The sequence below is a fragment of the Streptomyces sp. NTD91 genome, assembly GCF_059510455.1.
This window is the reverse complement of the sequence record NZ_JCAJZW010000001.1, coordinates 114,808-141,504: the sequence shown is the minus strand read 5'-3', so window position 1 is coordinate 141,504 and position 26,697 is coordinate 114,808. Positions and strand designations below refer to the sequence as shown.

Sequence of the window (26,697 nt, the reverse complement as noted above, 5' to 3'; positions counted from 1 at the left end):
CCCGCTCGGGTCAGCTCTTCCGGTGCCCGATCAGCCGCGGCTTCTGCTCCAGACCGTCCAGGCCGTGCCACGCCAGGTTCACCAGGTGCGCGGCGACCTCCGCCTTCTTCGGGCGGCGTACGTCCAGCCACCACTGGCCGGTCAGCGCGACCATGCCGACCAGCGCCTGCGCGTACAGCGGGGCCAGCTTCGGGTCGAAGCCGCGGGACTTGAACTCGCGGCCCAGGATGTCCTCCACCTGCGTCGCGATGTCGGAGATCAAAGAGGCGAAGGAGCCCGTGGACTGGGGAATGGGGGAGTCGCGGACCAGGATGCGGAAGCCGTCCGTGTACTCCTCGATGTAGTCCAGCAGCGCGAACGCCGCCTGTTCGCACAGCTCCCGGGGGTGTCCGGCCGTCAGGGAACTCGTCACCATGTCCAGCAGGCGGCGCATCTCGCGGTCCACCACCACCGCGTACAGGCCCTCCTTGCCGCCGAAGTGCTCGTACACCACCGGCTTGGACACCCCGGCCCTGGCGGCGATCTCCTCCACCGAGGTGCCCTCGAAACCCTTCGCCGCGAAGAGGGTGCGGCCGATCTCCAGCAGCTGCTGGCGGCGCTCGGCACCGGTCATACGGGTCCGGCGGGTCCGCCGCGGCTTTTCGTTGCTGGAGGTGCTGCTGGAGTCGGTCGCCACGGCGTCAATCATGCCGCCTTCGCGGTCTCCCTCTGGCGCCGGGAGCCGTCATCACCGGGGCTGCGGCGAGAATCGATACGCGAGCGTGACGGCCAGCGCACGTCGTACGCCCACCCGAGCAACTCGAAGATGCGGATGAACCGCGCCGAGGAGTCGATCTGGCCGCGCATCACCCCGTGCCGCGCCGAGGTCGGGTCGGCGTGGTGCAGGTTGTGCCAGGACTCACCGCACGACAGCACCGCCAGCCACCACACGTTGCCCGAACGGTCCCGCGACTTGAACGGCCGCCTGCCGACCGCGTGACAGATCGAGTTGATCGACCACGTCACATGGTGCAGCAACGCCACCCGCACGAGTGAACCCCAGAAGAACGCGGTGAACGCACCCCACCAGGACATCGTCACCAGACCGCCGATCAGCGGTGGCAGGAGCAGGGACGTCGCCGTCCACAGGACGAACTGGCGGGAGATCGCCCGGATCGCCGGGTCCTTGATCAGATCCGGCGCGTACTTGTCCTGCGGGGTCTGCTCCTCGTCGAACATCCAGCCGATGTGAGCCCACCACAGGCCCTTGATCAGCGCCGGAACCGTCTCGCCGAACCGCCACGGCGAATGCGGGTCGCCCTCCGCGTCGGAGAACTTGTGGTGCCTGCGGTGATCGGCCACCCAGCGCACGAGGGGCCCCTCGACGGCCAGCGACCCCATGATCGCCAGCGCGATCCGCAGCGGCCGCTTCGCCTTGAACGAACCGTGGGTGAAGTACCGGTGGAAACCGATCGTGATGCCGTGGCACCCCAGGAAGTAGAAGAACACCAGCAGGCCCAGATCGAGCCAGCTCACCCCCCAGCCCCAGGCCAGCGGCACAGCCGCCACGAGCGCCAGGAACGGCACGGTGATGAACAAAAGCAGCGTGATCTGCTCGATCGAACGCTTCTGCTCGCCACCCAGCGTGGCGGAGGGAGAGGAGGTGTCGGTGGCCTTACGGGCTTCTTCGATCACATCGGAACTTGAGGTCATGCGCGTCCCCTGTGGGGTCGAGGGTCGAGGCAGGTGCCGGGCCGAGGGAACCGCACGGGAGCGGACGGCCCTTCCCTACGGTTCCGTAACCTACGGCGTCGTAAGTATGGCAGCGTGTCGTGCGGCGGCAAGAGCCCCGGAGCCTGCGCGTCCTCATCGACACCTATCCTTGAACTCGGTCGGACAGCGCGGTCCGCTGAAGTTTCCTTCCCGGACGCTCCGGCCCGTATGCGGCACCCGCCGCCGCGGCAGCCGGCCGGGTTCCCCTCCAGCCGAGCTTCAACACTGCAAGGAGCCGCACCTGTGAGCAGTGCCGACGACCAGACCACCACGACCAGCAGCGAGCTGCGCGCCGACATCCGCCGGCTGGGTGATCTCCTCGGCGAGACCCTCGTACGGCAAGAAGGACCCGAGCTCCTCGACCTCGTCGAGAAGGTCCGCCGCCTCACCCGCGAGGACGGCGAGGCCGCCGCCGAGCTGCTGCGCGGCACCGAACTGGAGACCGCGGCCAAGCTGGTCCGCGCCTTCTCCACCTACTTCCACCTCGCCAACGTCACCGAGCAGGTGCACCGCGGCCGCGAACTGCGCGCCCGGCGCGCCGCCGAGGGCGGCCTCCTCGCCCGCACGGCGGACCGGCTGAAGGACGCCGACCCCGAGCACCTCAGGCAGGCCGTCCAGAACCTGAACGTCCGGCCGGTGTTCACCGCGCACCCCACCGAGGCCGCGCGCCGGTCGGTCCTGAACAAGCTCCGGCGCATCGCCGCGCTCCTGGAGACCCCCGTCCAGGGCTCCGACCGCCGCCGCCACGACGTCCGCCTCGCCGAGAACATCGACCTCGTCTGGCAGACCGACGAGCTGCGCGTCGTACGCCCCGAACCCGCCGACGAGGCCCGCAACGCCATCTACTACCTGGACGAACTCCACGCGGGCGCCGTCGGCGACGTCCTGGAGGACCTCACCGCCGAACTGGAACGCGTCGGCGTCAAGCTGCCCGACGACACCCGCCCCCTCACCTTCGGCACCTGGATCGGCGGCGACCGCGACGGAAACCCCAACGTCACCCCCCAGGTCACCTGGGACGTCCTCATCCTCCAGCACGAACACGGCATCAACGACGCCCTGGAGATGATCGACGAACTGCGCGGCCTGCTCTCCAACTCCATCCGCTACACCGGCGCCACCGAAGAGCTCCTGGAGTCCCTGAAGGCGGACCTGGAGCGGCTGCCCGAGATCAGCCCCCGCTACAAGCGCCTGAACGCCGAGGAGCCCTACCGGCTCAAGGCCACCTGCATCCGGCAGAAGCTGGAGAACACCAAGCAGCGCCTGGCCAAGGGCACCCCGCACGAGGCGGGCCGCGACTACCTCGGCACCAGCCAACTCCTCGCCGACCTGCGGATCATCCAGACCTCCCTGCGCGAGCACCGCGGCGGCCTTCTCGCCGACGGACGCCTCGCCCGCACCATCCGCACCCTCGCCGCCTTCGGCCTCCAGCTCGCCACCATGGACGTCCGCGAACACGCCGACGCCCACCACCACGCCCTCGGCCAGCTCTTCGACCGCCTCGGCGAGGAGTCCTGGCGCTACGCCGACATGCCACGCGAGTACCGCGCGAAGCTCCTCGCCAAGGAACTGCGCTCCAGAAGGCCGCTGGCCCCCACCCCGGCCCCGGTGGACGCCGCGGGCGCCAAGACCCTCGGCGTCTTCGAGACCGTCAAGCGCGCACTGGCGGTCTTCGGCCCAGAGGTCGTCGAGTCCTACATCATCTCCATGTGCCAGGGCGCCGACGACGTCTTCGCCGCCGCCGTCCTCGCCCGCGAGGCCGGCCTCATCGACCTGCACGCCGGCTGGGCGAAGATCGGCATCGTGCCGCTGCTGGAGACCACCGACGAACTGCGCGCCGCCGACACCATCCTCGAGGACATGCTCTCCGACCCGTCCTACCGGCGCCTGGTCGCGCTGCGCGGCGACGTCCAGGAGGTCATGCTCGGCTACTCCGACTCCTCCAAGTTCGGCGGCATCACCACGAGCCAGTGGGAGATCCACCGCGCCCAGCGGCGGCTGCGCGACGTGGCGCACCGCTACGGAGTACGGCTCAGGCTGTTCCACGGCCGCGGCGGCACCGTCGGCCGCGGCGGCGGCCCCTCCCACGACGCCATCCTCGCCCAGCCCTGGGGCACCCTCGAAGGCGAGATCAAGGTCACCGAACAGGGCGAGGTCATCTCCGACAAGTACCTCATCCCCTCCCTCGCCCGGGAGAACCTGGAGCTCACCGTCGCCGCCACCCTCCAGGCCTCCGCCCTGCACACCGCGCCCCGCCAGTCCGACGAGGCCCTCGCCCGCTGGGACGCCGCCATGGACGTGGCGTCGGACGCCGCGCACGGCGCCTACCGCCGCCTGGTGGAGGACCCCGACCTGCCGGCGTACTTCTTCGCCGCCACCCCGGTGGACCAGCTGGCGGAACTGCACCTGGGGTCGCGTCCGTCGAGGCGCCCCGACTCCGGCGCCGGCCTCGACGGCCTGCGTGCCATCCCCTGGGTGTTCGGCTGGACCCAGTCCCGGCAGATCGTCCCCGGCTGGTTCGGCGTCGGATCAGGACTCAAGGCCCTGCGCGAGGCCGGCCTCGACACCGTCCTCGACGAGATGCACCAGCAGTGGCACTTCTTCCGCAACTTCATCTCCAACGTCGAGATGACCCTCGCGAAGACCGATCTGCGCATCGCCCAGCACTACGTCGACACCCTCGTCCCCGACGACCTCAAGCACGTCTTCGACACCATCAGGACCGAACACGAACTGACCGTCCGCGAAGTCCTCCGCGTCACCGGCGAGAAGGAACTGCTCGACGCCCAGCCCGTCCTCAAGCAGACCTTCGCCATCCGCGACGCCTACCTCGACCCCATCTCCTACCTCCAGGTCACCCTGCTCAAGCGCCAGCGCGACGCCGCAGCCGCCGGCAGCAGCCCCGACCCGCTGCTCTCCCGCGCCCTGCTCCTCACCGTCAACGGCGTCGCGGCAGGCCTGCGCAACACCGGCTGACAGCCACCCCACGAAAAAGGTGCCCCCGAGGCCGTACGGCCCCGGGGGCACCCCCGTTTCTCCGGCTCCGGTCAGGGTCGGCCACGCGCCTTGCGGCGCCGCACCACCAGATAGCCGCCCGCGCCGACCAGCACGGCCGCGGCCCCCGACAGCGCGCCCAACGGAACACCGTTACCGGTCTCGGCGAGACCGCCACCGCCCTGCGCGGACGGCGAGGAGGACGGAGCGGGAGCGGCCGAGGACGACCCGCCGGACGCAGGCGAGGACGGCGACGCGGACGCAGACGCAGAGGCGGAGGAGGACGAGGACGGTGCGGGGGACGCGCTCGACGTCGTACCCGTCGACGGACCCGACGACGGGACGCCGCCACCGCTGCCGGAGTCCTGGCAGTTCGTCCAGAACACCTTGTGCTTGGCCGCGCCCTTCTCGCCGTCGAAGTTCCAGAACAGTTTGTAGTGCCCGTCCGGCAGCGTCATGTCCTGCGTACGGCCGTGCCCGTCGGAGTCCAGGGACAGGGCTCCCGACTTCACCGTCGTGCCCTTCGTCCCACCGGTCGGCGCCCACACCTCGATCCGCCAGTCGACCTGCTGGCCGCCGTCGAAGTGGAACGCGTCGAGATAGAACGAGCACACATGCGGCTCGTTGCGCTCGTCGTGCTCGTCCGTCGTGGACTTGTGGATCTTCACATCGCCGTTGTCACCCGGCGGAGCGGCGTGCGCGGCGGGCGCGAGGAACAGCGCCGCCGACAGACCGGCGGTCAGCACGCCGGCACGAATGAGGGTACGCATGGGGCTGGTCCATCTTCGAGAGGCCTACGGGAAGGATGTGGAGGGGGCGGCCCAGCTTCCAGCGACCGTTGACCCAGCGTCAATCACAAAGACACAACACCTGCGCCGCCCACCCGCGCGTGGCGTCACGAACCGGCGGACACCGCAAGAAAAGCCCCCGTCAGCAACGCCGCCCCGCACCCCGCAAGCACCCACGCCACCCGCGTCAGCCGCATCCCGCCGGCCACCACCACCGACGCCAGCAGCAACGCACCGCCCAACGGCACCCACGCATACAGGATCCCCGCAGGACCCGAACGCACGGCGACCGCCGTACCCGGCTTCAGCACCACGTCGTACGTCTGCCCCTTGCGCACCGCCACCGACTTCGCCAGCTCCACCCGCGCGCGTGCCCGCGCACCCGCCGACACCGGCGTGAACGCACCTGTGCATGTGTCACCCGCACACGAGGTCACCCGCACCGTGCCCCGCTCCCGGCCCTTCGTCAGCATCACGTGCTGCGCGGTCCCCCAGGAACCCCACACCCCGGCGAACAGAATCAACGCGGCGACCGCGCCCATCGTCGCGACCCGCCCGAACCGCAACGCGGTCACGGAGGCCCGGCGAGCAGTGGTGGCTGAGGCAGGCATGGCCGGGATCATTGGCCATACCGCCACGCCCGGTCAACTCGCCTGCCCGCCGTACCAGCACATGTCAGGAGTTGTACGCGCTCTGCGCCCGCTCGAGACCCTCCGTCACCAGACACTCCACCGAGTCCGCCGCACGGTCCACCAAGTAGTCCAGCTCCTTGCGCTCCGCCGACGAGAAGTCCTTCAGCACGAAGTCCGCCACCTGCATACGACCCGGAGGCCGCCCGATCCCGAACCGCACCCGGTGATAGTCCGGACCCATCGCCTTCGTCAGCGACTTCAGACCGTTGTGCCCGTTGTCCCCGCCGCCCAGCTTCAGCCGCAGCGTCCCGTAGTCGATGTCCAGTTCGTCATGCACCGCGACGATGTTCGCCACCGGCACCTTGTAGAAATCCCGCAGCGCGTTCACCGGACCGCCGGACAGATTCATGTACGACATGGGCTTCGCCAGGACCACCCGGCGGCCGGCCGGCCCCGCCGGACCGATCCGCCCCTCCAGCACCTGCGCCTGCGCCTTGCCCGCCCGCCTGAACTTCCCCCCGATCCGCTCCGCGAGCAGGTCCACCACCATGAAACCGACGTTGTGCCGGTTCATGGCGTACTCCGGCCCGGGATTGCCGAGCCCGACGATCAGCCAGGGATCAGTGCTGGCGGGGGTGGTCACGTCCATGTCTCCTTGATACGCGCCAGCCGCCGTCGCCCGCGAGGGGCAGCGGCGGCTGAACCGATGACGACGACGGTCGAGGATCAGGCCTCGGCCGCCTCCTCGCCCTCCTCGGCGGCCTCGCCCTCGGTCTCCTCGGCCTGGGCCTGCAGCACCTGCAGAACGACCGCGTCCTCCTCGACGGCCAGGGTCACACCGCTCGGCAGGGTGATGTCCTTGGCGTGGATCGAGGCACCGGCCTTCAGACCCTCGACGGAGACCGTCACGGCCTCGGGGATGTGGGTCGCCTCGGCCTCGACCGGCAGCGCGGCCAGGACGTGCTCCAGCAGGTTGCCACCCGGGGCCAGCTCGCCCTCGGTGTGCACCGGGACCTCCACCGTGACCTTCTCGCCGCGCTTGACCAGCAGCAGGTCGACGTGCTCCAGGAAGCCCTTCAGCGGGTCACGCTGCACGGACTTCGGGATCGCCAGCTCGGTGGTCTTGCCGTCGATGTCCAGGGAGATCAGGACGTTCGGCGTACGCAGCGCCAGCAGCAGGTCGTGACCCGGGAAGGTCAGGTGCAGCGGCTCGGAACCGTGGCCGTACAGGACACCCGGAACCTTGCTGTCACGGCGGATGCGACGGGCGGCACCCTTGCCGAACTCGGTACGGGTCTCGGCGGTGAGCTTGACCTCGGACATGATGATCACTCCTCGTAGGAACTCGGAACGGACGTGGTCACCCGGCCACGAACGGCCTGCTACGAAGAGCGCGTCGATAACGGACCGCCGTACACGAGTACGGCCTCCCTCGCCGAGCAACTGCAGCAGTCTACTCGGACGGGGAGGCCGTACCCAAAACGATCTTCAGCCGCGGTCAGCGCGGCCCCTGCGGAAACCTCACTGCTCGTCGAACAGGCTCGTCACCGAGCCGTCCTCGAACACCTCACGCACCGCACTCGCGATCGTCGGAGCGATCGACAGCACCGTGATCTTGTCCAGATCCCTGCCCAGCTCCGCCGGCGTCGGCAACGTGTTCGTGAACACGAACTCACTCACCCGCGAGTTCTTCAACCGGTCCGCGGCAGGACCCGACAGCACACCGTGCGTGGCCGTGACGATCACATCCTCCGCGCCATGCGCGAACAGCGCGTCCGCCGCCGCGCAGATCGTGCCACCGGTGTCGATCATGTCGTCGACCAGGACACACACCCGGCCCTTGACCTCACCCACGACCTCGTGGACCGTCACCTGGTTCGCCACGTCCTTGTCGCGCCGCTTGTGCACGATCGCCAGCGGCGCACCCAGCCGGTCACACCACCGGTCCGCCACCCGCACACGACCCGCGTCCGGCGACACCACCGTCAGCTTGTCCCGGTCCACCTTCTGCCCCACATAGTCCGCCAGCAGCGGCAGCGCGAACAGGTGGTCCACCGGACCGTCGAAGAAGCCCTGGATCTGATCCGTGTGCAGATCCACCGTCAGGATCCGGTCCGCACCCGCCGTCTTCATCAGATCCGCGATCAGACGCGCCGAAATCGGTTCACGACCCCGGTGCTTCTTGTCCTGCCGCGCGTAACCGTAGAACGGCACGATCACCGTGATCGAACGAGCCGAAGCACGCTTCAGTGCGTCGATCATGATCAACTGCTCCATGATCCACTTGTTGATCGGAGCCGTGTGGCTCTGGATCAGAAAACAATCCGCACCACGAGCCGACTCCTGGTAACGGACATAGATCTCACCGTTCGCGAAGTCGAAGGCCTTCGTCGGGACGACCCCGACACCCAGCTGCTGGGCGACCTCCTCGGCAAGCTCGGGGTGGGCGCGGCCGGAGAAGAACATCAACTTCTTCACGCCGGTCGTCTTGATCCCGGTCACAGCACAGTCTCCTCAGAGGTTGTCTCAGCCAGCCGACTGCTCACGCAGCCTCGCCTCTGCGCAACGGAGGCCGAATCAGCTGGTAAGGGTGCGGGTGCACGCGTGCGGATGTGCACTTATCACGGTACGCCGACTTCGGCGCACCCGTTTCCGGTCAGTCCTCGTTCTCGCCCCTCCGGGACGCCGCCTCGGCCGCCCTCGCGGCCGCGCTCCCCGGACGCTTCCGAGCCACCCAACCCTCGATATTCCGCTGCTGACCGCGGGCCACGGCCAGCGAACCGGGCGGCACATCCTTCGTGATCACAGACCCGGCGGCGGTGTAGGCACCGTCCCCGACCGTGACAGGAGCCACAAACATGTTGTCCGAACCCGTCTTGCAGTGCGAGCCCACCGTCGTGTGGTGCTTGTGCTCTCCGTCATAGTTCACGAACACACTCGCCGCCCCGATGTTCGTGTACTCACCGATCGTCGCATCGCCCACGTAGGACAAGTGCGGCACCTTCGTGCCCTCACCGATGCTGGCGTTCTTCGTCTCGACATACGTCCCGATCTTGCCCTTGAGACCCAGACGAGTCCCGGGACGCAGATACGCGTACGGCCCCACGGACGCCTCGGGCCCCACGACCGCCCCGTCCGACACGGTGTTGTCCACCCGGGCCCCCGCACCCACCTGCGTGTCCCTCAGCCGGCTGTTCGGACCCACCTCGGCACCCTCACCGATGTGCGTCGACCCCGTCAGCAGCGTGTTCGGATGCACGACCGCGTCCCGCTCGAAGGTGACGGACACATCCACCCAGGTCGACGCCGGATCCACCACAGTGACCCCGTCCAGCATGGCAGCGGTCAGCAACCGCTCGTTCAGGATCCGGCGCGCCTCGGCCAGCTGCACCCGGTTGTTGATCCCCGCGATCTCCCGGTGATCACCCGCCACCGACGCACCGACACGGTGACCGGCCTCGCGCAGGATCCCGAGCACATCGGTGAGGTACTCCTCACCCTGACTGTTGTCCGTGCGCACCTTCTTCAACGCGTCCGCCAGCAACTGACCGTCGAACGCGAACACCCCGCTGTTGATCTCCCGGATCGACCGCTGGGCGTCGGTCGCGTCCTTGTGCTCCACGATCGCGGTGACGGCACCGGTCGCCTCGTCCCGGACGATCCGGCCGTACCCGGTGGCGTCCGGCACCTCGGCGGTCAGCACGGTCACGGCGTTGCCGTCGGCCGCATGGGTCCCGGCGAGCTGCTCGAGCGTCTCGGCGGTCAGCAGGGGTGTGTCCCCGCACACCACCACCACGGTCCCGTCCACGGACCCGCCCAGCTCCTCCAGCCCCATGCGCACGGCGTGCCCGGTGCCGTTCTGCTCCGCCTGCACGGCGGTCCTGACGGCCGGGTCGATCTCGGCGAGGTGGGCGGTCACCTGCTCACGGGCGTGTCCCACGACGACGACCAGGTGCTGGGGGTCCAAGTCACGGGCGGCGGCCAGCACATGGCCCACGAGGGAACGACCGCAGATCTGGTGCAGGACCTTCGGTGTGGCCGACCTCATACGGGTGCCCTCACCCGCTGCGAGAACGACGACGGCTGCCGGGCGGATGGCGCTCACGGGGTTGCCCTTCGGCTGTGGGTGAGTGGGGATGACAGCCGCAGGATACCGGGGGGACTTCTGGCGGACATGAGAGCGGGCCCTGACGGGGGTTTCACCGGTCAGGGCCCGAACCTAGGTCTTGGGTGCTATGGCTCCCCCGCAAGGATTCGAACCTTGTCCTGCTGGTACCAAAAACCAGTGTGCTGCCAGTTACACCACGGGGGAACAGCGCTTCAGACCTTACCCGAGACGTGCCTCAGCCTGAGCCACGATTCCGTTCCACCAGCCTTCGATGCGGTTGTACAAGTGGGCGCTCCGGGCAACCCCGATGACCAGGCACCCGTGGTAGCCGTCCCCGGTGTTCTTGCGGACCGTTTTCGGGTTGTGCTTCTTCAGCGTGGGCTTGGCGAAGACCGATGTGTCGATGTCGGCTACGGCCGCCCAGAAGCGGTGGGCCCTGTCGACGTCCGCCGACTCGTGGATGAGGAGCCGGAAGGTCAGGCGCTCGCGATCCACCTCGAGCAGATCCAGCCAAGCAAGGTAGGTCTTGATCACGCCGGGGTCGCTGTTGACGAAGATCGTGCGTTCACGGCGGTCGTACGGCTTGCTCTTCGAGCCCTCTGCCCAGGACAGCGCGATGCCCACCATGAAGAGTTCACGATCGGTGAGTCCGCTGATCTCTCGCAGCGCGGCCACCTTGGTCTCCTCGCGCCTCTCCCTCTCTGCGGCTCGGCGCCTTGCCAGCCCCTCTCGCATGAGCGCGCGCTGCTCCTCCGGTGTGTACCGCGGCCCGGGCTTCGGAAGGTCCCGGACCCACAGTGAAACCGAACTCCTCGAGCACTCCAGCTCCGCCTCGATCCGGTCGTAGGTCCAGCCCTGGAGTCGTAGCTCCCGGGCCTTCGCCCGCAGGTCGTCCTTCGCGTTCGGGCGCTTTGTCCACTCCGGCGGCGGCTCTCCCTTCACGAGTTGATTGAGGATGTCGTTGTTGAAGATCTTCAGCTCGTCCCGGATCTGCCGGAGGCTGAGCCCCGCCCGCCGCAGTGCGACCGCCCGCTCCCGCAGGCTCTCGAAGTCGGCGTATTTGCTGGATGAATGTGCCATGGGCATACCGTCCGGCTGGAATGACCGGTTCCGGGATCGGATGGGACGGGTTCACCAGTTCGAGTGATTCTGGTGGGTTTCGATGTCGTTCGGTTACGGGCCGAGGGCTGTGGAGGTCGGTGAAAGTCACCGGAAAAGGCGCAGGCGTCGCCCGTAGGCTGGAGGGCATGACCACGACGGGGGAAGAGCACGCCAGGGCCGGGAGCGGGCCGTGGTGGTGGGCCAGGTGGCGCAGCGCGGCGCTGGACGGGAGTCTGGCGCTGGTGTCTGCCGTGGAGTGCGGTGCGGAGGGTGTGCCGTTCGCGCGGGACGCGGGCGTTCCGGTGGCGGTGGGGATCGTCTTCGGGGTGGTCGCCGGGTCGGTGTTGCTGGTGCGGCGGAAGTGGCCCGTCGCGGTGGTGCTGGTCGCCATCGCGATCACGCCGGCGCAGATGGGGTTCCTGCTGGGGATCGTGGGTCTGTACACGCTGGCGGCGTGTGAGGTGCCGCGCCGGGTCATCGGTGCGCTTGCGGGGATGTCGTTGGTGGGCACGGCGGTGGTGACGTTCGTGCGGGTGCGGCAGGACATGGCGCGCGGTGATCTGACGCTGGGCGACTGGTTCGTGCCGTTCGCGGCGGTGACGACGGCGCTGGGTCTGACGGCGCCGCCGGTGCTGCTGGGGCTGTATGTGGGGGCGCGGCGGCGGTTGATGGAGAGCCTGCGGGAGCGGGCGGACAGTCTGGAGCGGGAGCTCCAGCTGCTGGCCGAGCGTGCGGAGGAGCGGGCCGAGTGGGCGCGGAACGAGGAGCGGACGCGGATCGCTCGTGAGATGCATGACGTGGTCGCGCACCGGGTGAGTCTGATGGTGGTGCACGCGGCGGCGTTGCAGGCGGTGGCGCGGAAGGATCCGGAGAAGGCGGTGCGCAACGCCGCGCTGGTGGGGGACATGGGGCGGCAGGCGTTGACGGAGTTGCGGCAGATGCTGGGGGTTCTGCGGGCGGGGGAGGATCCGGGCCGGCGTGTGCCGGGGGTGCCGTTGGCCGCGGTGCGGGAGGTGGCCGCGGTCGCGGCGTCGCGGGCGGGCGAGGAGGAGGGGCCGTCGTTGTCGGAGCTGGAGGAGTTGATCGGGCAGTCGGCGGCGGCGGGGATGGTCGTGGATCTGTCGGTGGAGGGGGAGGCGCGGTCGTATGCGGCTGCGGTGGAGCAGACGGCGTACCGGGTGGTGCAGGAGGCCTTGACGAACGTCCACAAGCACGCGGCGGGCGCGAAGACGCATGTGCGGTTGGCGCATCGGGTGTCGGAGATCGCGATGCAGGTGGAGAACGAGCCGCCGCCGGAGCCGGGGTCGGCGTCGGCGGCGGGGTTGCCGTCGGGTGGTAACGGTCTGGTGGGGATGCGTGAGCGGGTCGTGGCGCTGGGCGGTGTGTTCGTGTCGGGGCCGACGGATGCGGGGGGTTTCCGGGTGTCGGCGGTGATTCCCGCGGCGTAGGAGCTCTGGTCAGCCGGCGGTGAGGCGTACGGGTTCCATGCCGGTGATGAGGGTGGTGAGGGCGTGGTCGATGTCGGGGCCGACGTACCAGTCGCCGGTGTGGTCGACGGTGTAGACGCGGCCTTCGGTGTCGATGGCGAGGACGGCGGTGGTGTCGGTCTCCTGGCCGAGGGGACAGAGTTCGGTACCGAGGGCGCGGCCGAGGTCGCCGAGGGTGCGGGCGTGGTGGAGGCCGTGGAGGGGGTCGAGGTGGAGGGTGGTGGGGGCGATCTGGCGGCCGGGGCCGTGGGGGGTGATGCTGAGGCCGCCGAATTCGGCCCAGGCTTCGACGGCTGCGGGGAAGACGGTGTGCCGGTGTCCGGCGGGTGAGGTGTGGTCGCGGAGGGCGTCGGCCCAGATTTCGGCTTGTTTTATGTCCCAGCGTCCGGGTTGCCAGCCGGCGGTGCGCAGGGCGGCGTCGACGGGGACGGGGAAGCGGGGTGGGGCGGTCCCGGCCCCGGTCGCGTACTCGTGGCCGGCGGGGAGCTTGGGGGTGGTGGCGTTGTCGGGGTGCATCTGCCCTTCGTTCGTCGTGTCGGCGGGGTGGTACTCGGGGTGACGGTGGTTTTCAGCCGTCGGTTGCCGTGGGGTCGACGATGCGGACGCCGAAGTGGGCGCTGAGGGCGGTGCAGGCGCGGCAGGGGGTGGCGAAGCTGCCGTGGAGGGGGTCGCCGTCCTCGCGTATGCGGCGGGCGGTGAGTTTGGCGTGTTTGAGGGCTTTGCGGGCTTCGCCGTTGGTCATGGGTTTGCGGGCGGCGCGTCTGCTGCGGGTGGCGTCGGCGGCGGTGAGGTGGCGGGAGATGAGGATGGTTTCGGCGCAGCGGCCGGTGAAGCGGTCGCGTTGGGCGCTGGTGAGGGTGTCGAGGAAGTCCTGGACGAGGGGGTGCAGGGGTGGGGGCTGGTCGCCGCGGGCGGCGGTGCCGGTGAGGGTGGCGCCGCGGACGGAGAGGGCGGCGGCGACGGTGGGCAGGATGCCGTCGCGGCGGTGGCGGAGGGTGGGGGCGGGGTGTGTGTCGGTGCTGCTCCAGCCGATGCGTGGGTCGCCGGCCCGCACGTCCGTACCTCCGGTTCGCAAGGTATTCATGATCGTTCTTCCCTCCCCGGGCATCCCCCCGAAGGACACAGGGTGCCAAAGGGCGTGGCTGGTGCGGAAGCTGGGGCGGTGCGACACGCCCGGGTCGGGGGTGGTCGTCACGGTGGGGTGACGGCTGGTCACGGTGTGCGGAGGGGTGGTTTCGCCGGGGTCTGGTGGGCCGGTGACCGGGGTGGGCGTACCGCATAGGCTGTCGGCGTTCGCGATCGACACCGCCGTTCAGGCCAGAGATGACGCCGCAGGGGGCTACCGCCATGACGACAGGTCGGCTCGGGCAGCAAGCCGCGCCGCCGAACGCGGCTTATGCCGGGCAGGTCGTGCACTTTCCGGATCCGGTGCGGGCGGCGCGTCACCCGAGAGGGGTACGGGTCGATGAGTGTGGTTACCCGGATTTCTCTCCGTACGCGCGTGTGGCGGTGGAGATCGCCGAGCCGCCGGAGGGTTTCGGTGTCGACGAGTTGCGGCTGACGGACTACGTGTCGGCGAACGCGGCGTTGGCGGCGGCGGGGCACGAGTTGTGGGACACGGTGCCGGGTGTGGCGACGCCGCATGGCTGGACGTGGCATCACGTGGCGGGTTCGCGGCGGCTGGAGTTGGTGCCGGTCGAGGTGAAGGCGTTGTTGCGGCATCACGGTGGGGTCGCGACGGCGCCGGTGGACCATGGCAAGCGGGGGACGCGGCCGTTGCAGGAGACGCGGCCGGCGCATTTCGGGCTGCCGAAGTCGGGTGTGGCGGTGTCGGAGGCGCAGGTGCAGGGGGTCGAGGAGGACCTGGGGTACCGGCTGCCGGGTGCGTATCGCTCGTTCCTGAAGGCGGCGGGCGGGTGTGCGCCGGTGGGTACGGCGCTGGACGCGGAGCTGGGTCTGTTGTTGGACCAGCCGTTCTTCACCGTGCGTGACGAGGCGGCGGTCAACGACCTGGTGTATGTGAACAAGTGTCTGCGCGACCATCTGACGAAGGATTATCTCGGGGTGGCGTTCGTGCAGGGCGGGTTGCTCGCGGTGAAGGTGAAGGGCGAGCGGCTGGGTTCGGTGTGGTTCTGCGCGTACGACGATGTGCGGGACGTGGATCCGTCGTGGGCGCCGGCGGAGCGGGTGGAGCGTCTGCTGCTGCCGTGCGGTGAGGATTTCGACGCGTTTCTCACGCGGTTGGCGGGCAGTCCACCGGAGTTGGAGACGGTGGCGCATCTGATGGTCGACGGTGGTTTCGCGCGCGTCGTTCCGGTGTCGTCCGGCGTGGTGGGGGAGTGAGCTTCAGGCGATGGTGACCTACGCGCAGGCGCAGGAGCGCGCCGAGGAGTGGATCAACGGCGAGGTCCCGGCGTACCAGCATCGTGAGGTGCGGGTGCGGGAGTTCGAGCTGGGCTTCGTGGTGTGGGGTGAGGACCGGGCGGAGGGTCCGCGTTCGGACGCGGGTGCGCAGCGGCTGGTGATCGCCCGGGACAGCGGGGAGGCGACGCTGTGGCCCGGTCTGCCGGTGGGTGAGGTGATCCGCCGGTACGAGGAGGAGTACGGCCGTGGTGAGGAGCCGCAGGACGCGGTTCCGGCGCCGGCGGCGGCCCGGGTGGATCTCAATCAGACGTCCTTCCTGCTGACGCCTCCGGAGTGGTTGCAGGAGGCGGCGGACAAGCTGGGTGTCGGGGAGCGGAGGCCGCAGGGCGGGGACGGTCCGGGCTCCGGTGCGGAGTCGTCGGGTGCCGGGCCGTCGGGTGCCGCCGGCGGGGTTTCGGCCGGTGGGGCGGGGCTCGCCCGGACGCAGGCCGGGGCGCCGGCGGGTTCCGGGGCGCACGGGGCTTTTGGTGGGGCTTCGGGTGCGCCGGCTCCTTCGGATGCGCCGCCCGTGGCGGATGTGCCGGTGGGGGCCACGCCCTGGGCCGGTACGGACACCAACGCGGGCCCGGCTGAGGACGACCGGTCGGTGCCGTTGCCGGCGACGGTGTTCGCACCGCCGCTGAGCGATTCCGACGAGGCTCCGCGGCCGCCGGCCAGCGCACCGGACGCCAAGACCGCGCTGATGTCGGGGGGCAGCCAGTTGCCGGCCACGGCGGTCGCGCCGGCCCTCGACCCCTCGCACGCGCCGGGCGGCCCGTCCGCACCGGGTGGTGCGCCGGGGGCTGCGCAGGGCACGCCTCCGCGGCCGGCCGGTACGCCGCCGTACGGTTCTCCGCAGCAGCCTGCGGCTCCCGGTGCGCCCGAGCCGGGGGTGTCCGGGTACCCGTCGGCACCCGGCACCCCGCCCCCTGCTGTTCCGGGGGCTGCGCAGGGCGGCACGCCGATGTCGGCCCCGGGTGCCCCGACGTACGGCTATCCGCCCGGTCCCGGCGCTGTGCAGGGTGCTCCGGGGTACGGCTATCCGCAGGCGACGGCGGACGCGGGGGGGTCGGCGCGGCGGCTCGCGCCGAACGCCGGGGACATCGCCGATGCCGCGACGAGCAAGGCCGCGCCGCCGCCGAGGAAGGCGCGGGGTGGTGCGGGTGCGCCGCCTCCGCCGCCGGGGGCCCCTGGTACCCCGGGCGTGCGCCCGGGGGGCGCGGCGACGCCGCCCGCGCCGGGTGCGCCCGCCGGCGGGTATGTGCCGACGCAGCTGGTGTCGGCGCTGGGTCCGGAGGGTCCCGGGGGACAGGGCGTGCCGGGTGCGCCTAACGCTCCGGGTGCCCCCAATCCGCCGGCCGCGCCTCCGGGCGACGTGCACCACGCCGCGACCGTGTTCGCCGACCCCGGCCTGCTGGGCGGCGGCACCCCGCAGTCACCGGGTGCCCCCGGCATGCCTCCCGGGCCGGGCGCTCCCGCGGCTCCGGGCGCCCCGGGCACTCCCATGGCTCCCGGCGACCCAGGCACGCCGCAGCCCGCGGGTGTGCCTGCCGGTCCCGGCGCCCCCGGTGCTCCGGGCGGGGCCGTGCATCACGCGGAGACCGTGCTGGCCGGGCCCCCGGTGGCCGGTCCGGGCGCGCCCCCGCCGCCGCCCGCCCCCGGCGCGCTCGGCATGCCGGGCGCCCCGCAGCCGATGCCGCCGGGTGCGATGCCGCCGCCGGGCATGCCCGCGCCGGGTCAGGCCCCGGCGTACGGATATCCGCAGCAGGGGCAGCCGACGGTGGGCCCCGGCTATCAGGCCGTGCTGCGCTACCGGGCGCAGGACGGTTCGGAGCAGCAGCTGATCCGGCGTTCGGCGCCGGGCACGCCGCACCCTGAGTGGCAGATCTTCCACGAGCTGCGGGCGATGAACGTACCGCCGGACCAGGTGCTGGAGCTGCACACGGAGCTGGAGTCGTGCGAGCTGCCGGGTGCCTACTGCGCGCGGATGATCCGCGAGCAGTGGCCGCAGGCGCGGATCACGAGCATCGCGCCGTACGGCACGGATCACGCGAGCCGGCAGCAGGGCATGCAGCAACTGCTGGCGCACCAGGGCGAGTTGCACCAGGTGGCGGACGGGCCGGCGCGGCCCGCACCGGTGCGGGCGCCGCTGCCGCCGGTGCAGGCGGTGCCGCCGGTGCCGCCGGAGGGCATCGCGCAGGAGCTGGCGGCGGCCTTCGGACCGGGGATCTTCCGGTTCGAGCAGCAGGCGGTGTCGCGGCAGGGTGTGCCGCCGATCGTGGCGCACACGCTGGTCGTGGCCGGTCTCCCGGTGGACATGGGCCCGTTCTTCTGGGCGCAGGCCCAGCCGGGCCGGCCGGTGCCGACGCTGGCGGAGCTGGCGGCCGAGCGCGGGGTGCAGCCGGCGGCGGACGCGGGCTCGTATTTGGTGATGGGCACGGACTTCGGCAAGGCGATCTGTGTGCAGTACGGCACCGCGAACATCGTGGCCGTGCCGGTGGAGGCGGGGCCGGGCGGCGCTCCGGTGCCGCCGCAGTTCGTGAACACCGGGCTGCCGGAGTTCGCGCGCTGTCTGGCGCTGCTGGGCCGGATGTGGCGGCTGCGGTTCGGGCTGAACCAGGAGCAGGCGGGCCGCTGGACCGTCGACTTCCAGGCGCAGCTGGCCGCGCTGGACCCGGCGGCGCTGGGTTCGCCGGAGACCTGGTGGTCGGTGCTGCTGGAGCAGATGTGGGACGGGCTGCTGTAGGCGAGCCGGACGGCAGGTGAGCCGATCATGCCCTCCACGCACGCGTGGAGGGCATGATCGGGCCGGTGGACTTCGAGCCGTACCGGGGCGAGCTGGTGGCGTACTGCTATCGCATGCTGGGCTCGTTCCACGAGGCCGAGGATCTGACGCAGGAGACGATGCTGCGGGCCTGGAAGGCGCGGGACCGTTACGACCCCGCGCGCGCCTCCGTGCGGACCTGGCTGTACCGCATCGCGGCCAACGCCTGCCTGAACGCGCTGGAGAGCCGTGCGCGCCGCCCGTTGCCGTCCGGTCTCGGGGCACCCTCGGACGATCCCGGGGCGCCGCTGACGCCCGCGTGGGACGTGCCGTGGCTGGAGCCGTTCCCGGATGCCCGGTTCGACGTGGAGGCGCGCGCGGATCTGCGGCTGGCGCTGGTGGCGTCGTCATCGAGTTCGTCACCCTGGACGGGATCGTGTCCGACCCGGACGGGTCCGTGGGTACGCCGTACGGCGGCTGGGCCTTCCGGCACGGCCCGGAGGCGGTCGCGGGGGACAAGTTCCGGCTCGGCCGGGTGCTGGAACGAAGGGGTCCTGCTGCTGGGCCGTACCACCTGGGAGCTGTTCGCGCGGCTGTGGCCGGGGCGGGACGACGTGTTCGCCGCGCGGATGAACGCCGTACCGAAGCTGGTCGTCTCCCGCGGCACCCCGGACGTGTCGAAGTGGTCCCGTTCGACGCAGCTGAAGGGCGGTTCGGCGGACGCCGTGCGGGCCGAGCGGCGGGACGTGGTGGTCACCGGCAGCCTCGCCGTCGTGGACGCGCTCAGGGAGGAGGACCTGGTCGACGAGTACCGGCTGCTGACCTTCCCGGTCGTGCTGGGGCAGGGCCGGCGGCTGTTCCCGGCCGGGGGCCCGCCGGCCGAGCTGGAGTGCCGGTCGGCCGAACGGGTGGGCGCCGCCGTCCTCACCCGCCATGCGCGAGCGGCACGAAACGGTGCCGTTGCCTGACCGCCGCCGCCGCGTCGGACGTGCTGCAGTCGGTGCGCCCGGCGTCCGCCGATCGCGGGGTGTGGGATCCGGAGCGTTCGGAGCGTGACGCGACTGCGGAGTGTCGCGTTATGAACGTTTACGTCCGATCCATCAGGATATGCGCGAAATCATCCTGTCGTGCATGTCCGGTGGAGAGGGGTCCCCAGGGTGGGCAGCGCATCGATGTCACCGCACGGCTTCGTGACGGTCCGGGGGCGCGGCTACCGCCCCGAGCAGGTCGACGCGTTCCTGGCGGAGCTGTCGGACGACCGCGACGCCGCTTGGGAGCGGGCCGCGCGGCTGACCGTGCTCGCCAAGGACATGGAGGCGGAGGCCGCGCGGCTGCGCGAGACCGTCGCCCAGCTCCCGCCGCAGACGTACGAGTCGCTCGGGGAGCGCGCGCACCGGGTGTTCCAGCTCGTGCTGGAGGAGGCGGCGCAGCTGCGCGAGCGCACGCGACGCGAGGCGCACCAGCACGTCGAGGACGCGCGGGCGCATGCGGAGGAGGTACGGCGGGAGGCGCGGGAGACGGCGCAGGCGCTCCGCGCGGAGGCAGACGAACGCGCCCGCCGCCGGCTCCTGGCCGCGCGCGCCGAGGCCGACGACCTGCGCACCGGCGCCCGGCGCGAGGTGAAGGAAGGCCGCTCGGAGGTGCTCGCCGCGGTGCGGGAGGTACGGCAGCACACCACCGGCATGCTCGCCGAGCAGTCCCGGGAGCTGGCCGAGCGGTGGGCCGGGGCCGAGCGCGAGGAGGCCGGCCGGGCCGCCGCGCTGCAGGCCCGGCTCGCCGAGCGGATGTGCCGGGCCGAGAAGGAACTGTCCGACGCCGAGCGGGCCCTGCAGGAGGCGGAGGAGTACACGCTGCGCAGCCAGGAGGAGGCGCACGCGCGTGCCGCCGGGATCATCGCCGACGCGCGTCTGCGCGAGGAACACATCGCCCTGGAGACGGAACAGGTGCTGCGCGCGCACGGGGAGGCCTGGGACGTCGTACGGGAGCACATGGACCACGCGCGCAGCCGGCTGCACTCGCTGACGGGCCGGGCGGCCCCGGAATGACGCCCCGCCGCGCCCGTCAGCCGCCCCTGCGCACCGCACCGGCCAGGATCCACCCCTCCACCGCCTCGTACTGGCGTCGCTGCCGCTCCGCCTTGGCGCGGCCGGAGACCACCGTGCCGAGCCAGCCGAAGAAGAAGCCGGCCGGGATGGAGACGATGCCGGTGGTGGTGAACGGGAACCAGTTGAAGTCGGCGTGCGGGAAGGCGGAGACGGGTGATCCGGAGACCAGGTTGGTGCCCGGCATGAGCAGCAGCACGGTCAGCGTGCCCCCGATCAGCGTGGCCAGCAGTCCGCTGCGGGTGTAGCGGCGCCAGAAGAGCCCGTACACCAGGGCGGGCGCGATGGCGGAGGCGCCCAGGCAGAAGGAGAGCGTCACCAGGGGCTGCAGGCTGTGGTGCTGCACCAGGGTGGCGAGCAGGATCGTCGGCACGCCTGTGGCGAGCGCCGAGAGGCGGGCGAGGGCCATCTCGCGCCGGGCCGGCATCTCCTGCACGCGGGCCGCGAACACGTCGTGGGCGAGCGAGTTGGCGCAGGCCAGGATCATCCCGGCGACCGAGGCGAGCAGGGTCAGGAAGATCGCCGTCGTCACCATGGTGAACAGGAACGTCTCGGCCGCGGACACGTCGGCGCCGAACACCGCCCGCGAGCCGAGCAGGTAGGCGGTGTTGCCCTGCGGATCGGCCGCGGCGATCGCGGTGCGGCCCACCAGCGCCGTGGCGCCGAACCCGACCACCGTGATGACCAGCACGAACAGGGCGACGATCGACACCGCCCAGGACATGGAGCGGCGGACCTGTCGGGCGCTGGAGGCGGTGTACATGCGCATGGTGACGTGCGGCAGGCAGGCGCCGCCGAGCACCACGGTCAGCTCCGAGGCGACCATGTCGAGACGGGACGTGCCCGAGGTGCCGAACTCGACGCCGGAGTGCAGGAAGGCGGGCCCGGTCCCGCTGTTGGCCGCGGCCGCGGCCAACAGGGCGCCCGGGTCCCAGTCGTAGCGGCGCAGGATCAGCAGGGCGACGACGGCGCCCGAACCGACCAGCATCACGATCTTCAGGATCTGGATGAGCGCGGTGCCCTTCATGCCGCCGATCGCCGCGTAGGCGATCATCAGCGCGCCCAGGCCGACGACGCACGCGGTCTTCAGGGGACCGTCGGTGAAGCCCAGGATGAACGCCATCAGCTGCCCGGTCCCGGCGAGCTGGACCAGCATCAGCGGCAGCAGCGCGGTGATGGTCACCGCGCAGGCCGTGATGCGCACACAGCGGCCCGGCAGCCGGCGGGCGAGCGCGTCGCCCATGGTGAACCGGCCCGCGTTGCGCAGAGGTTCGGCCAGCAGGAACATCAGCAGCATCAGCGAAAGCGCCGTGCTGAGGGCGAGGACGACGCCGTCGTAGCCGCACAGGGCGATCACTCCGCCGGTGCCGAGGACGGTGGCCGCGGAGATGTAGTCGCCGGCGATCGCCAGGCCGTTGCGCAGCGGGGACAGGGAGCCGTAGCCGGTGTAGAACTCGTCGAGGTCGTCGTGGTCGGGGCCGGTCATCACGCACAGCAGCAGGGTGACGGTGGCGACGGTGGAGAAGGCGACCAACGACATGGACTGGGCCGAGCCGCTGAATCCGGTGAATCCTCCCACGGCGGGTGTGCCTGCCGCGGTCACCGGAGCGCTCCCCGGCGTGCGTTCAGTTCGGCCTCCTTGCGGATGCGGTCCGCGAGCGGATCGACGTGCCGGCGGGCGGTGTGCTCGTACAGGGCGATCGCCAGCCAGGTGACCGGCAGTTGGGCCACGGCGAGCAGCAGGCCGACGGGGATGCCGTCGGCGACCGTGCGCGTCATCACCCCGGGCGCCCACGCCGACAGGACCAGGAACAGGGTGAAGTAGCCGAGCGCGGTGAGGGTGGCGGTGCGCCGCTGCCAGCGGTAGGCGCTGCGCAGCACCCGCAGGTCGCTGTGGTGGCCGACGGGGCTGCGGTCGATCCGTCGCCCCGGGCGGGGCGGCGGCGGGGGAGCCGGCTGCCAGGGGTAGGTGAGGTGCGGCGGGCCGTACGCGGTGGGGGGCCGGTCGCGGGCGGAAGGGAAGGCGTCGGCATACGGTTGGGACGGGTCGTACGACGGGTGCGGCGGGTCGTGTGACATCCCGGGGCTCCTTGCGTGGCTCGGGTCCGTGGCGGCGGACCGCAGGGAGGTGGGGGGCGGAGCCACGCACGGTACTCGCGGGTCCGGTCGGTGCGCGGCGTTTTCACCGAACTGGCCGGTCGGTATGCGCTTGCTGCCCGCAAACCCGCCGTCACCGGAAGTGTTACCCGCGTTAACCTGCGCTTCCCGGTGGGCCGTTCAGCGTGGGCGCTCCGCCAGCCGGTACAGATCGGCGGCCAGCGTCTGCACGGTGCCCTGCAGCGCCCCGCCGCCCAGGCCCTGCACGATCCGGAACGCGATCAGTGCCGCCATGTTCCAGGCGCCCGCGCACAGCAGCGAGCCCGCGAGGAACAGCGCCGCGCCCGTCACCAGCACCGGCTTGCGGCCGAAGGTGTCCGACAGCTTTCCGTGGACGGGGAGCGTGACGGTCGCGGCGAGCAGATAGCCGGAGAACGGCCAGAAGAACACCGAGAACCCGCCGAGGTCGCCGACGATCTGCGGTACGGCCGTGGCGACGACGGTGGAGTCCAGCGCGGCCAGCGCCATCGCCGGCATCAGCGCGCCGACGACGGCGCGCCGGCGCCGGGTGCCCCGCTCGCCGACGGCGCCGTCGCGTGCCGCGGGTGTCGTCCTGCCCACCGGATCCCCTCCCGTGCCCCCTGCACCCGTCCGCCGGTACGACAGCTTCCCGCGCCCCGCGGAACTTGCCCCTGACGCGACGGGAGGGTGGAGGCTCACTGGGTCGAAGGGTGGAGCCGTCCCCGAGGACGACTCCACCCGACGGTGGACGCCCCCTAGGGGTTCCTCCGTACTACGGCTCGGGGAGGGTTCGTACCGCCGGAGGACGAGACGGGGCCGGTGTCGTCCTTAACCTGGCTTTACGCCGCTGGGAGACGGCCGGTCGCACCGGCGGGGTGGGGTTATCCCCCGGGAAAGAGGGGGCTTCGCACCAGCGCGCGACGGCCCCGCCGACCGCGAGACTCGACGCCGTACCGACCACTCACCGACTCGCTGACCGACATAGGAGACATACCGTGACATCGGCTGTGACCATTCCCAGGCACGGGGGCACTGGAGGGCCTACGGCCGTTGCCGCGCGGGCGCGGCAGGTCGTGAAGGCGTACGGGTCCGGCGAGACCCGTGTCGTCGCCCTCGATCACGTCGACGTGGACATCGCGCGGGGCCAGTTCACCGCCATCATGGGCCCCTCGGGGTCCGGCAAGTCCACGCTGATGCACTGCCTCGCCGGCCTCGACACCGTGACGAGCGGTCGGATCCATCTGGCCGAGACCGAGATCACCGGCCTGAAGGACAAGAAGCTCACCCAGCTGCGCCGGGACCGGATCGGCTTCATCTTCCAGGCGTTCAACCTGCTGCCGACGCTGAACGCCATGGAGAACATCACGCTGCCCATGGACATCGCGGGCCGCAAGCCGGACAGGGCCTGGCTGGACCGCGTGGTGGAGACCGTCGGCCTCGCCGGACGCCTCAAGCACCGGCCCGCCCAGCTCTCCGGCGGCCAGCAACAGCGCGTCGCCGTGGCCCGCGCACTCGCCGCCCGCCCCGAGATCATCTTCGGCGACGAGCCCACCGGAAACCTCGACTCGCGCGCCGGCGCCGAAGTCCTCGGCTTCCTGCGCCACTCGGTGGACGAGCTCGGCCAGACCATCGTGATGGTCACCCACGACCCCGTCGCCGCCTCCTACGCCGACCGCGTGCTCTACCTCGCCGACGGCCGGATCGTCGACGAGATGTACCAGCCGACCGCCGATCAGGTCCTCGACCGCATGAAGGACTTCGACGCCCGGGGGCGCACGTCATGACCGTCGTGAAGACCTCGCTGCGCAACTTCTTCGCGCACAAGGGCCGGATGGCGCTCTCGGCGGTCGCGGTCCTGCTGTCGGTGGCGTTCGTGTGCGGCACCCTGGTGTTCACCGACACGATGAACACCACCTTCGACAAACTCTTCCAGGCCACTTCCTCGGACGTGACCGTCAGCGCGAAGGACTCCTCCGACACCGGAGAGACCACCTCCCGCACCGGCAAGCCGCCGGTCATGCCGGCCTCCGTCGTCGGCACGGTCCGCGGCGCCCAGGGCGTCCGGAAGGCCGAGGGCACGGTGTTCTCCACCTCGGTCACCGTCGTCGACGCCACGAAGGACAAACTGTCGCCCAGCAGCGGCGCGCCGACCATCGTCGGCAGCTGGAACGGCAACGACGCCCGCACCATGAAGATCGTCTCCGGTGCCGCGCCCAAGGGCCCGGACCAGGTCATGGTCGACGAGGACACCGCCGACAAGCACCACCTGAAGCTCGGCGACGACATCGGCATGATCTCGGTCGTCGGCACGCACCACGCACGCGTGTCCGGCATCGCCGCCTTCAAGGTGACCAACCCCGGCGCGGCCATCTTCTACCTGGACACCAGGACCGCCCAGCAGACCCTGATCGGCCGCACCGGCGTCTACACGAACGTCAACGTCACCGCCGCCAAGGGCGTGAGCGACGACAGGCTGAAGCAGAACGTGACCGCAGTCCTCGGCCGCGGCTACAAGGTGCAGACCGCCAAGGAGGTCGCCGACGCCAACCAGAAGAGCGTCGAGAGCTTCCTGAACGTCATGAAGTACGCGATGCTCGGCTTCGCCGGGATCGCCTTCCTCGTCGGCATCTTCCTGATCATCAACACCTTCTCCATGCTGGTCGCCCAGCGCACCCGGGAGATCGGCCTGATGCGCGCCATCGGCTCCTCCCGCAAACAGGTCAACCGGTCCGTGCTCATCGAGGCGCTGCTGCTCGGCGTGATCGGCTCGGTGCTCGGTGTCGGCGCGGGCGTCGGCATCGCCGTGGGCCTGATGAACCTCATGGGCAAGATGGGCATGCACCTGTCCACCGACGACCTGACCGTCGCCTGGACCACCCCGGCCGTCGGCCTGCTCCTCGGTGTCGTGGTCACCGTCCTCGCCGCCTACCTGCCCGCCCGCCGCGCCGGCAAGGTCTCCCCGATGGCCGCCCTGCGCGACGCCGGCGCCCCGGCCGACGCAAAGGCCGGGACCGTCCGCGCCGTGATCGGCCTGCTCCTCACCGCCGTCGGCGGCTGGAGCCTGTACGTCGCCGCCGGCGCCGACAAGGCCGAGGCGGGCTCCGGCTGGCTGGGCCTCGGCGTGGTCACCACGCTGATCGGCTTCGTCGTCATCGGCCCGCTGCTCGCCGCCGGACTGGTCCGGGTCCTCGGCGCGGTCATCCTGCGGATCTTCGGACCCGTCGGCCGCATGGCCGAGCGCAACGCGCTGCGCAACCCGCGCCGCACCGGCGCCACCGGCGCGGCCCTCATGATCGGCCTGGCCCTGGTGGCCTGCCTGTCGGTGGTCGGCTCCTCCATGGTCGCCTCCGCCACCGACCAACTCGACAAGACCGTCGGCACGGACTTCATCATCCAGGGCGACAACGGCCAGCGCGTCGTGCCCCAGGCGGTCAAGCTCATCAAGGACACGCCCGGGCTCGCCCGGGTCACCGAGTACAAGCCCACCCAGGCCGACTTCACCACCCCGGACGGCCGGACCCTCAAGGACACCGACATCACCGCGGCCGACCGGACCTACGCGACCGACCTGCGCAAGAAGACCGTCGCCGGGAACCTCGCCGACGCCTACCTGCCCGACTCGATGTCCGTCCCCGAGAAGTTCGCCAAGGCCCACGGCATCCACGTCGGATCGGAGATCACCGTCGCGTTCAAGGAGGGCTCCACCGCCCACCTGATGGTCCGGGCCGTCACCAGCAGCGACGACGTGATCGACAAGGGTGCCATGTACACGTCGATCAGTACCCTCGCCAGGTACGTGCCCGCCGCGAAGATGCCGCTCGACCAGCTGGTCTTCGCCACCGCGAAGAACGGACAGCAGGCCGCGGCCTACAAGTCCCTGAAGTCGGTCCTGCACGACGACTACCCGCAGCTCACCGTGCGCGACCAGACCGACTACAAGAAGGCGCTGAAGGACCAGATCGGCCAGCTCCTGAACATGATCTACGGCCTGCTGGCCCTCGCGATCATCGTCGCGGTCCTCGGTGTCGTGAACACCCTGGCCCTGTCGGTGGTCGAACGGACCCGGGAGATCGGCCTGATGCGGGCCATCGGTCTCTCCCGCCGCCAGCTGCGCCGCATGATCCGCCTGGAGTCCGTGGTGATCGCCGTCTTCGGCGCCCTGCTCGGCCTCGGCCTGGGCATCGGCTGGGGCGCCACCGCCCAGAAGCTCCTCGCCCTGCAAGGCCTGAAGATCCTCGAGATCCCCTGGCCGACGATCGTCACGGTCTTCGTCGCCTCGGCCTTCGTGGGCCTGTTCGCCGCACTGATCCCGGCGTTCCGGGCGGGCCGGATGAACGTCCTGAACGCGATCGCCACGGACTAGTACCGAGGACCGGCCGACACCACGACCACCGCATACGGGGGTTGCGGGGGAGACCCGGTGCCGGGAAGTCACCAGGACTTCCCGG

Annotated in this window: 21 protein-coding genes, 1 tRNA gene and 1 pseudogene; 8 read left to right on the top strand and 15 right to left on the bottom strand. The window is 71.0% G+C overall.

The window, feature by feature from the left end; translation table 11 throughout:
• Positions 1-10: 10 nt before the first annotated feature.
• Together AC5WRT_RS00610 and AC5WRT_RS00605 are read right to left on the bottom strand one after the other, a co-directional pair.
• The gene (locus AC5WRT_RS00610; protein WP_496091607.1) at positions 11-688 is read right to left on the bottom strand and encodes a TetR family transcriptional regulator; all 678 of its coding nucleotides are present in this window, start codon (positions 686-688) and stop codon (positions 11-13) included.
• Complete coding sequence (locus AC5WRT_RS00605; protein WP_496099825.1) at positions 685-1,692, bottom strand: acyl-CoA desaturase; 1,008 nt, start codon at positions 1,690-1,692, stop codon at positions 685-687. Before AC5WRT_RS00605 ends, AC5WRT_RS00610 begins: the two co-directional genes overlap by 4 nt.
• Positions 1,693-1,995: 303 nt before the next feature.
• On the opposite strand from AC5WRT_RS00605, the gene ppc reads away from it, so the two are divergent.
• Positions 1,996-4,728, top strand: coding sequence for a phosphoenolpyruvate carboxylase (gene ppc / locus AC5WRT_RS00600; protein ID WP_496091605.1), 2,733 nt, complete (start codon positions 1,996-1,998; stop codon positions 4,726-4,728).
• Between the two features lie 71 nt (positions 4,729-4,799).
• Here ppc and AC5WRT_RS00595 read toward each other — a convergent pair whose 3' ends face one another.
• The 8 genes from AC5WRT_RS00595 to AC5WRT_RS00560 all read right to left on the bottom strand — a co-directional run bounded on the left by AC5WRT_RS00595 (position 4,800) and on the right by AC5WRT_RS00560 (position 11,354).
• Positions 4,800-5,516 (bottom strand): LPXTG cell wall anchor domain-containing protein, encoded by a 717-nt coding sequence (locus AC5WRT_RS00595; RefSeq protein ID WP_496091604.1) that lies wholly within the window; start codon positions 5,514-5,516, stop codon positions 4,800-4,802.
• 125 nt (positions 5,517-5,641) lie between these two features.
• Entirely contained in the window at positions 5,642-6,157 is a 516-nt protein-coding gene (locus AC5WRT_RS00590) for a hypothetical protein (protein ID WP_496091603.1), read from the bottom strand.
• 52 nt (positions 6,158-6,209) lie between these two features.
• The gene (pth, locus tag AC5WRT_RS00585; RefSeq protein ID WP_496091602.1) at positions 6,210-6,815 is read right to left on the bottom strand and encodes an aminoacyl-tRNA hydrolase; all 606 of its coding nucleotides are present in this window, start codon (positions 6,813-6,815) and stop codon (positions 6,210-6,212) included.
• A 77-nt stretch (positions 6,816-6,892) separates the two neighbouring features.
• Positions 6,893-7,489 (bottom strand): 50S ribosomal protein L25/general stress protein Ctc, encoded by a 597-nt coding sequence (locus AC5WRT_RS00580; protein WP_496091601.1) that lies wholly within the window; start codon positions 7,487-7,489, stop codon positions 6,893-6,895.
• A gap of 198 nt (positions 7,490-7,687) precedes the next feature.
• Positions 7,688-8,668: a ribose-phosphate diphosphokinase gene (locus AC5WRT_RS00575; protein ID WP_496091600.1), complete on the bottom strand. Its 981-nt coding sequence runs from the start codon at positions 8,666-8,668 to the stop codon at positions 7,688-7,690.
• 154 nt (positions 8,669-8,822) lie between these two features.
• A complete protein-coding gene (gene glmU, locus AC5WRT_RS00570; RefSeq protein WP_496091599.1) occupies positions 8,823-10,271 on the bottom strand; it encodes a bifunctional UDP-N-acetylglucosamine diphosphorylase/glucosamine-1-phosphate N-acetyltransferase GlmU in 1,449 nt (482 codons plus the stop codon).
• Positions 10,272-10,402: 131 nt separating this feature from the next.
• A tRNA-Gln gene (locus AC5WRT_RS00565) sits at positions 10,403-10,478 on the bottom strand.
• Between the two features lie 15 nt (positions 10,479-10,493).
• Positions 10,494-11,354, bottom strand: a complete 861-nt coding sequence (locus AC5WRT_RS00560) for a hypothetical protein (RefSeq protein WP_496091598.1) — start codon at positions 11,352-11,354, stop codon at positions 10,494-10,496.
• Between the two features lie 167 nt (positions 11,355-11,521).
• On the opposite strand from AC5WRT_RS00560, the gene AC5WRT_RS00555 reads away from it, so the two are divergent.
• Positions 11,522-12,823 (top strand): sensor histidine kinase, encoded by a 1,302-nt coding sequence (locus tag AC5WRT_RS00555; protein ID WP_496091597.1) that lies wholly within the window; start codon positions 11,522-11,524, stop codon positions 12,821-12,823.
• A gap of 9 nt (positions 12,824-12,832) precedes the next feature.
• Here AC5WRT_RS00555 and AC5WRT_RS00550 read toward each other — a convergent pair whose 3' ends face one another.
• On the bottom strand, positions 12,833-13,378 hold the full coding sequence (locus tag AC5WRT_RS00550; RefSeq protein WP_496091596.1) for an SUKH-3 domain-containing protein: 546 nt from the start codon (positions 13,376-13,378) through the stop codon (positions 12,833-12,835).
• Between the two features lie 52 nt (positions 13,379-13,430).
• A complete protein-coding gene (locus AC5WRT_RS00545; protein WP_496091595.1) occupies positions 13,431-13,946 on the bottom strand; it encodes a YwqJ-related putative deaminase in 516 nt (171 codons plus the stop codon).
• Between the two features lie 263 nt (positions 13,947-14,209).
• On the opposite strand from AC5WRT_RS00545, the gene AC5WRT_RS00540 reads away from it, so the two are divergent.
• From AC5WRT_RS00540 to AC5WRT_RS00525, 4 genes are all read left to right on the top strand, one after another.
• The gene (locus AC5WRT_RS00540) at positions 14,210-15,205 is read left to right on the top strand and encodes an SMI1/KNR4 family protein (RefSeq protein ID WP_496099824.1); all 996 of its coding nucleotides are present in this window, start codon (positions 14,210-14,212) and stop codon (positions 15,203-15,205) included.
• Between the two features lie 10 nt (positions 15,206-15,215).
• Positions 15,216-18,011, top strand: a complete 2,796-nt coding sequence (locus tag AC5WRT_RS00535) for an SUKH-4 family immunity protein (RefSeq protein ID WP_496091593.1) — start codon at positions 15,216-15,218, stop codon at positions 18,009-18,011.
• Between the two features lie 65 nt (positions 18,012-18,076).
• Positions 18,077-18,997, top strand: coding sequence for a dihydrofolate reductase family protein (locus AC5WRT_RS00530; protein ID WP_496091592.1), 921 nt, complete (start codon positions 18,077-18,079; stop codon positions 18,995-18,997).
• 189 nt (positions 18,998-19,186) lie between these two features.
• Positions 19,187-20,074: a DivIVA domain-containing protein gene (locus tag AC5WRT_RS00525; protein WP_496091591.1), complete on the top strand. Its 888-nt coding sequence runs from the start codon at positions 19,187-19,189 to the stop codon at positions 20,072-20,074.
• 16 nt (positions 20,075-20,090) lie between these two features.
• Here the strand turns inward: AC5WRT_RS00525 and AC5WRT_RS00520 are convergent, their stop codons facing one another.
• The 3 genes and pseudogenes from AC5WRT_RS00520 to AC5WRT_RS00510 all read right to left on the bottom strand — a co-directional run.
• A complete protein-coding gene (locus AC5WRT_RS00520; protein ID WP_496099889.1) occupies positions 20,091-21,671 on the bottom strand; it encodes a sodium/solute symporter in 1,581 nt (526 codons plus the stop codon).
• 59 nt (positions 21,672-21,730) lie between these two features.
• Complete coding sequence (locus AC5WRT_RS00515; RefSeq protein ID WP_496091590.1) at positions 21,731-22,210, bottom strand: DUF485 domain-containing protein; 480 nt, start codon at positions 22,208-22,210, stop codon at positions 21,731-21,733.
• Between the two features lie 201 nt (positions 22,211-22,411).
• Positions 22,412-22,849 (bottom strand): annotated as a pseudogene (locus tag AC5WRT_RS00510) (MFS transporter); the annotation flags it as partial.
• A gap of 395 nt (positions 22,850-23,244) precedes the next feature.
• Between AC5WRT_RS00510 and AC5WRT_RS00505 the strand changes: the two are divergent.
• The gene (locus AC5WRT_RS00505) at positions 23,245-24,033 is read left to right on the top strand and encodes an ABC transporter ATP-binding protein (RefSeq protein WP_496091589.1); all 789 of its coding nucleotides are present in this window, start codon (positions 23,245-23,247) and stop codon (positions 24,031-24,033) included.
• Positions 24,030-26,612, top strand: coding sequence for an ABC transporter permease (locus tag AC5WRT_RS00500; RefSeq protein ID WP_496091588.1), 2,583 nt, complete (start codon positions 24,030-24,032; stop codon positions 26,610-26,612). Before AC5WRT_RS00505 ends, AC5WRT_RS00500 begins: the two co-directional genes overlap by 4 nt.
• Positions 26,613-26,697 lie beyond the last annotated feature (85 nt).

Bases quoted from the DNA above. Each gene is read 5' to 3' on its own strand.
- AC5WRT_RS00590 (WP_496091603.1), bottom strand. From the start codon at position 6,157: ATGATCCCGGCCATGCCTGCCTCAGCCACCACTGCTCGCCGGGCCTCC.
- AC5WRT_RS00545 (WP_496091595.1), bottom strand. From the start codon at position 13,946: ATGAATACCTTGCGAACCGGAGGTACGGACGTGCGGGCCGGCGACCCA.
- AC5WRT_RS00580 (WP_496091601.1), bottom strand. From the start codon at position 7,489: ATGTCCGAGGTCAAGCTCACCGCCGAGACCCGTACCGAGTTCGGCAAG.
- AC5WRT_RS00520 (WP_496099889.1), bottom strand. From the start codon at position 21,671: ATGTCGTTGGTCGCCTTCTCCACCGTCGCCACCGTCACCCTGCTGCTG.
- AC5WRT_RS00555 (WP_496091597.1), top strand. From the start codon at position 11,522: ATGACCACGACGGGGGAAGAGCACGCCAGGGCCGGGAGCGGGCCGTGG.
- AC5WRT_RS00610 (WP_496091607.1), bottom strand. From the start codon at position 688: ATGATTGACGCCGTGGCGACCGACTCCAGCAGCACCTCCAGCAACGAA.
- AC5WRT_RS00540 (WP_496099824.1), top strand. From the start codon at position 14,210: ATGACGACAGGTCGGCTCGGGCAGCAAGCCGCGCCGCCGAACGCGGCT.
- AC5WRT_RS00535 (WP_496091593.1), top strand. From the start codon at position 15,216: ATGGTGACCTACGCGCAGGCGCAGGAGCGCGCCGAGGAGTGGATCAAC.
- AC5WRT_RS00515 (WP_496091590.1), bottom strand. From the start codon at position 22,210: ATGTCACACGACCCGCCGCACCCGTCGTACGACCCGTCCCAACCGTAT.
- AC5WRT_RS00500 (WP_496091588.1), top strand. From the start codon at position 24,030: ATGACCGTCGTGAAGACCTCGCTGCGCAACTTCTTCGCGCACAAGGGC.
- AC5WRT_RS00605 (WP_496099825.1), bottom strand. From the start codon at position 1,692: ATGACCTCAAGTTCCGATGTGATCGAAGAAGCCCGTAAGGCCACCGAC.
- AC5WRT_RS00550 (WP_496091596.1), bottom strand. From the start codon at position 13,378: ATGCACCCCGACAACGCCACCACCCCCAAGCTCCCCGCCGGCCACGAG.
- AC5WRT_RS00560 (WP_496091598.1), bottom strand. From the start codon at position 11,354: ATGGCACATTCATCCAGCAAATACGCCGACTTCGAGAGCCTGCGGGAG.
- pth (WP_496091602.1), bottom strand. From the start codon at position 6,815: ATGGACGTGACCACCCCCGCCAGCACTGATCCCTGGCTGATCGTCGGG.
- AC5WRT_RS00595 (WP_496091604.1), bottom strand. From the start codon at position 5,516: ATGCGTACCCTCATTCGTGCCGGCGTGCTGACCGCCGGTCTGTCGGCG.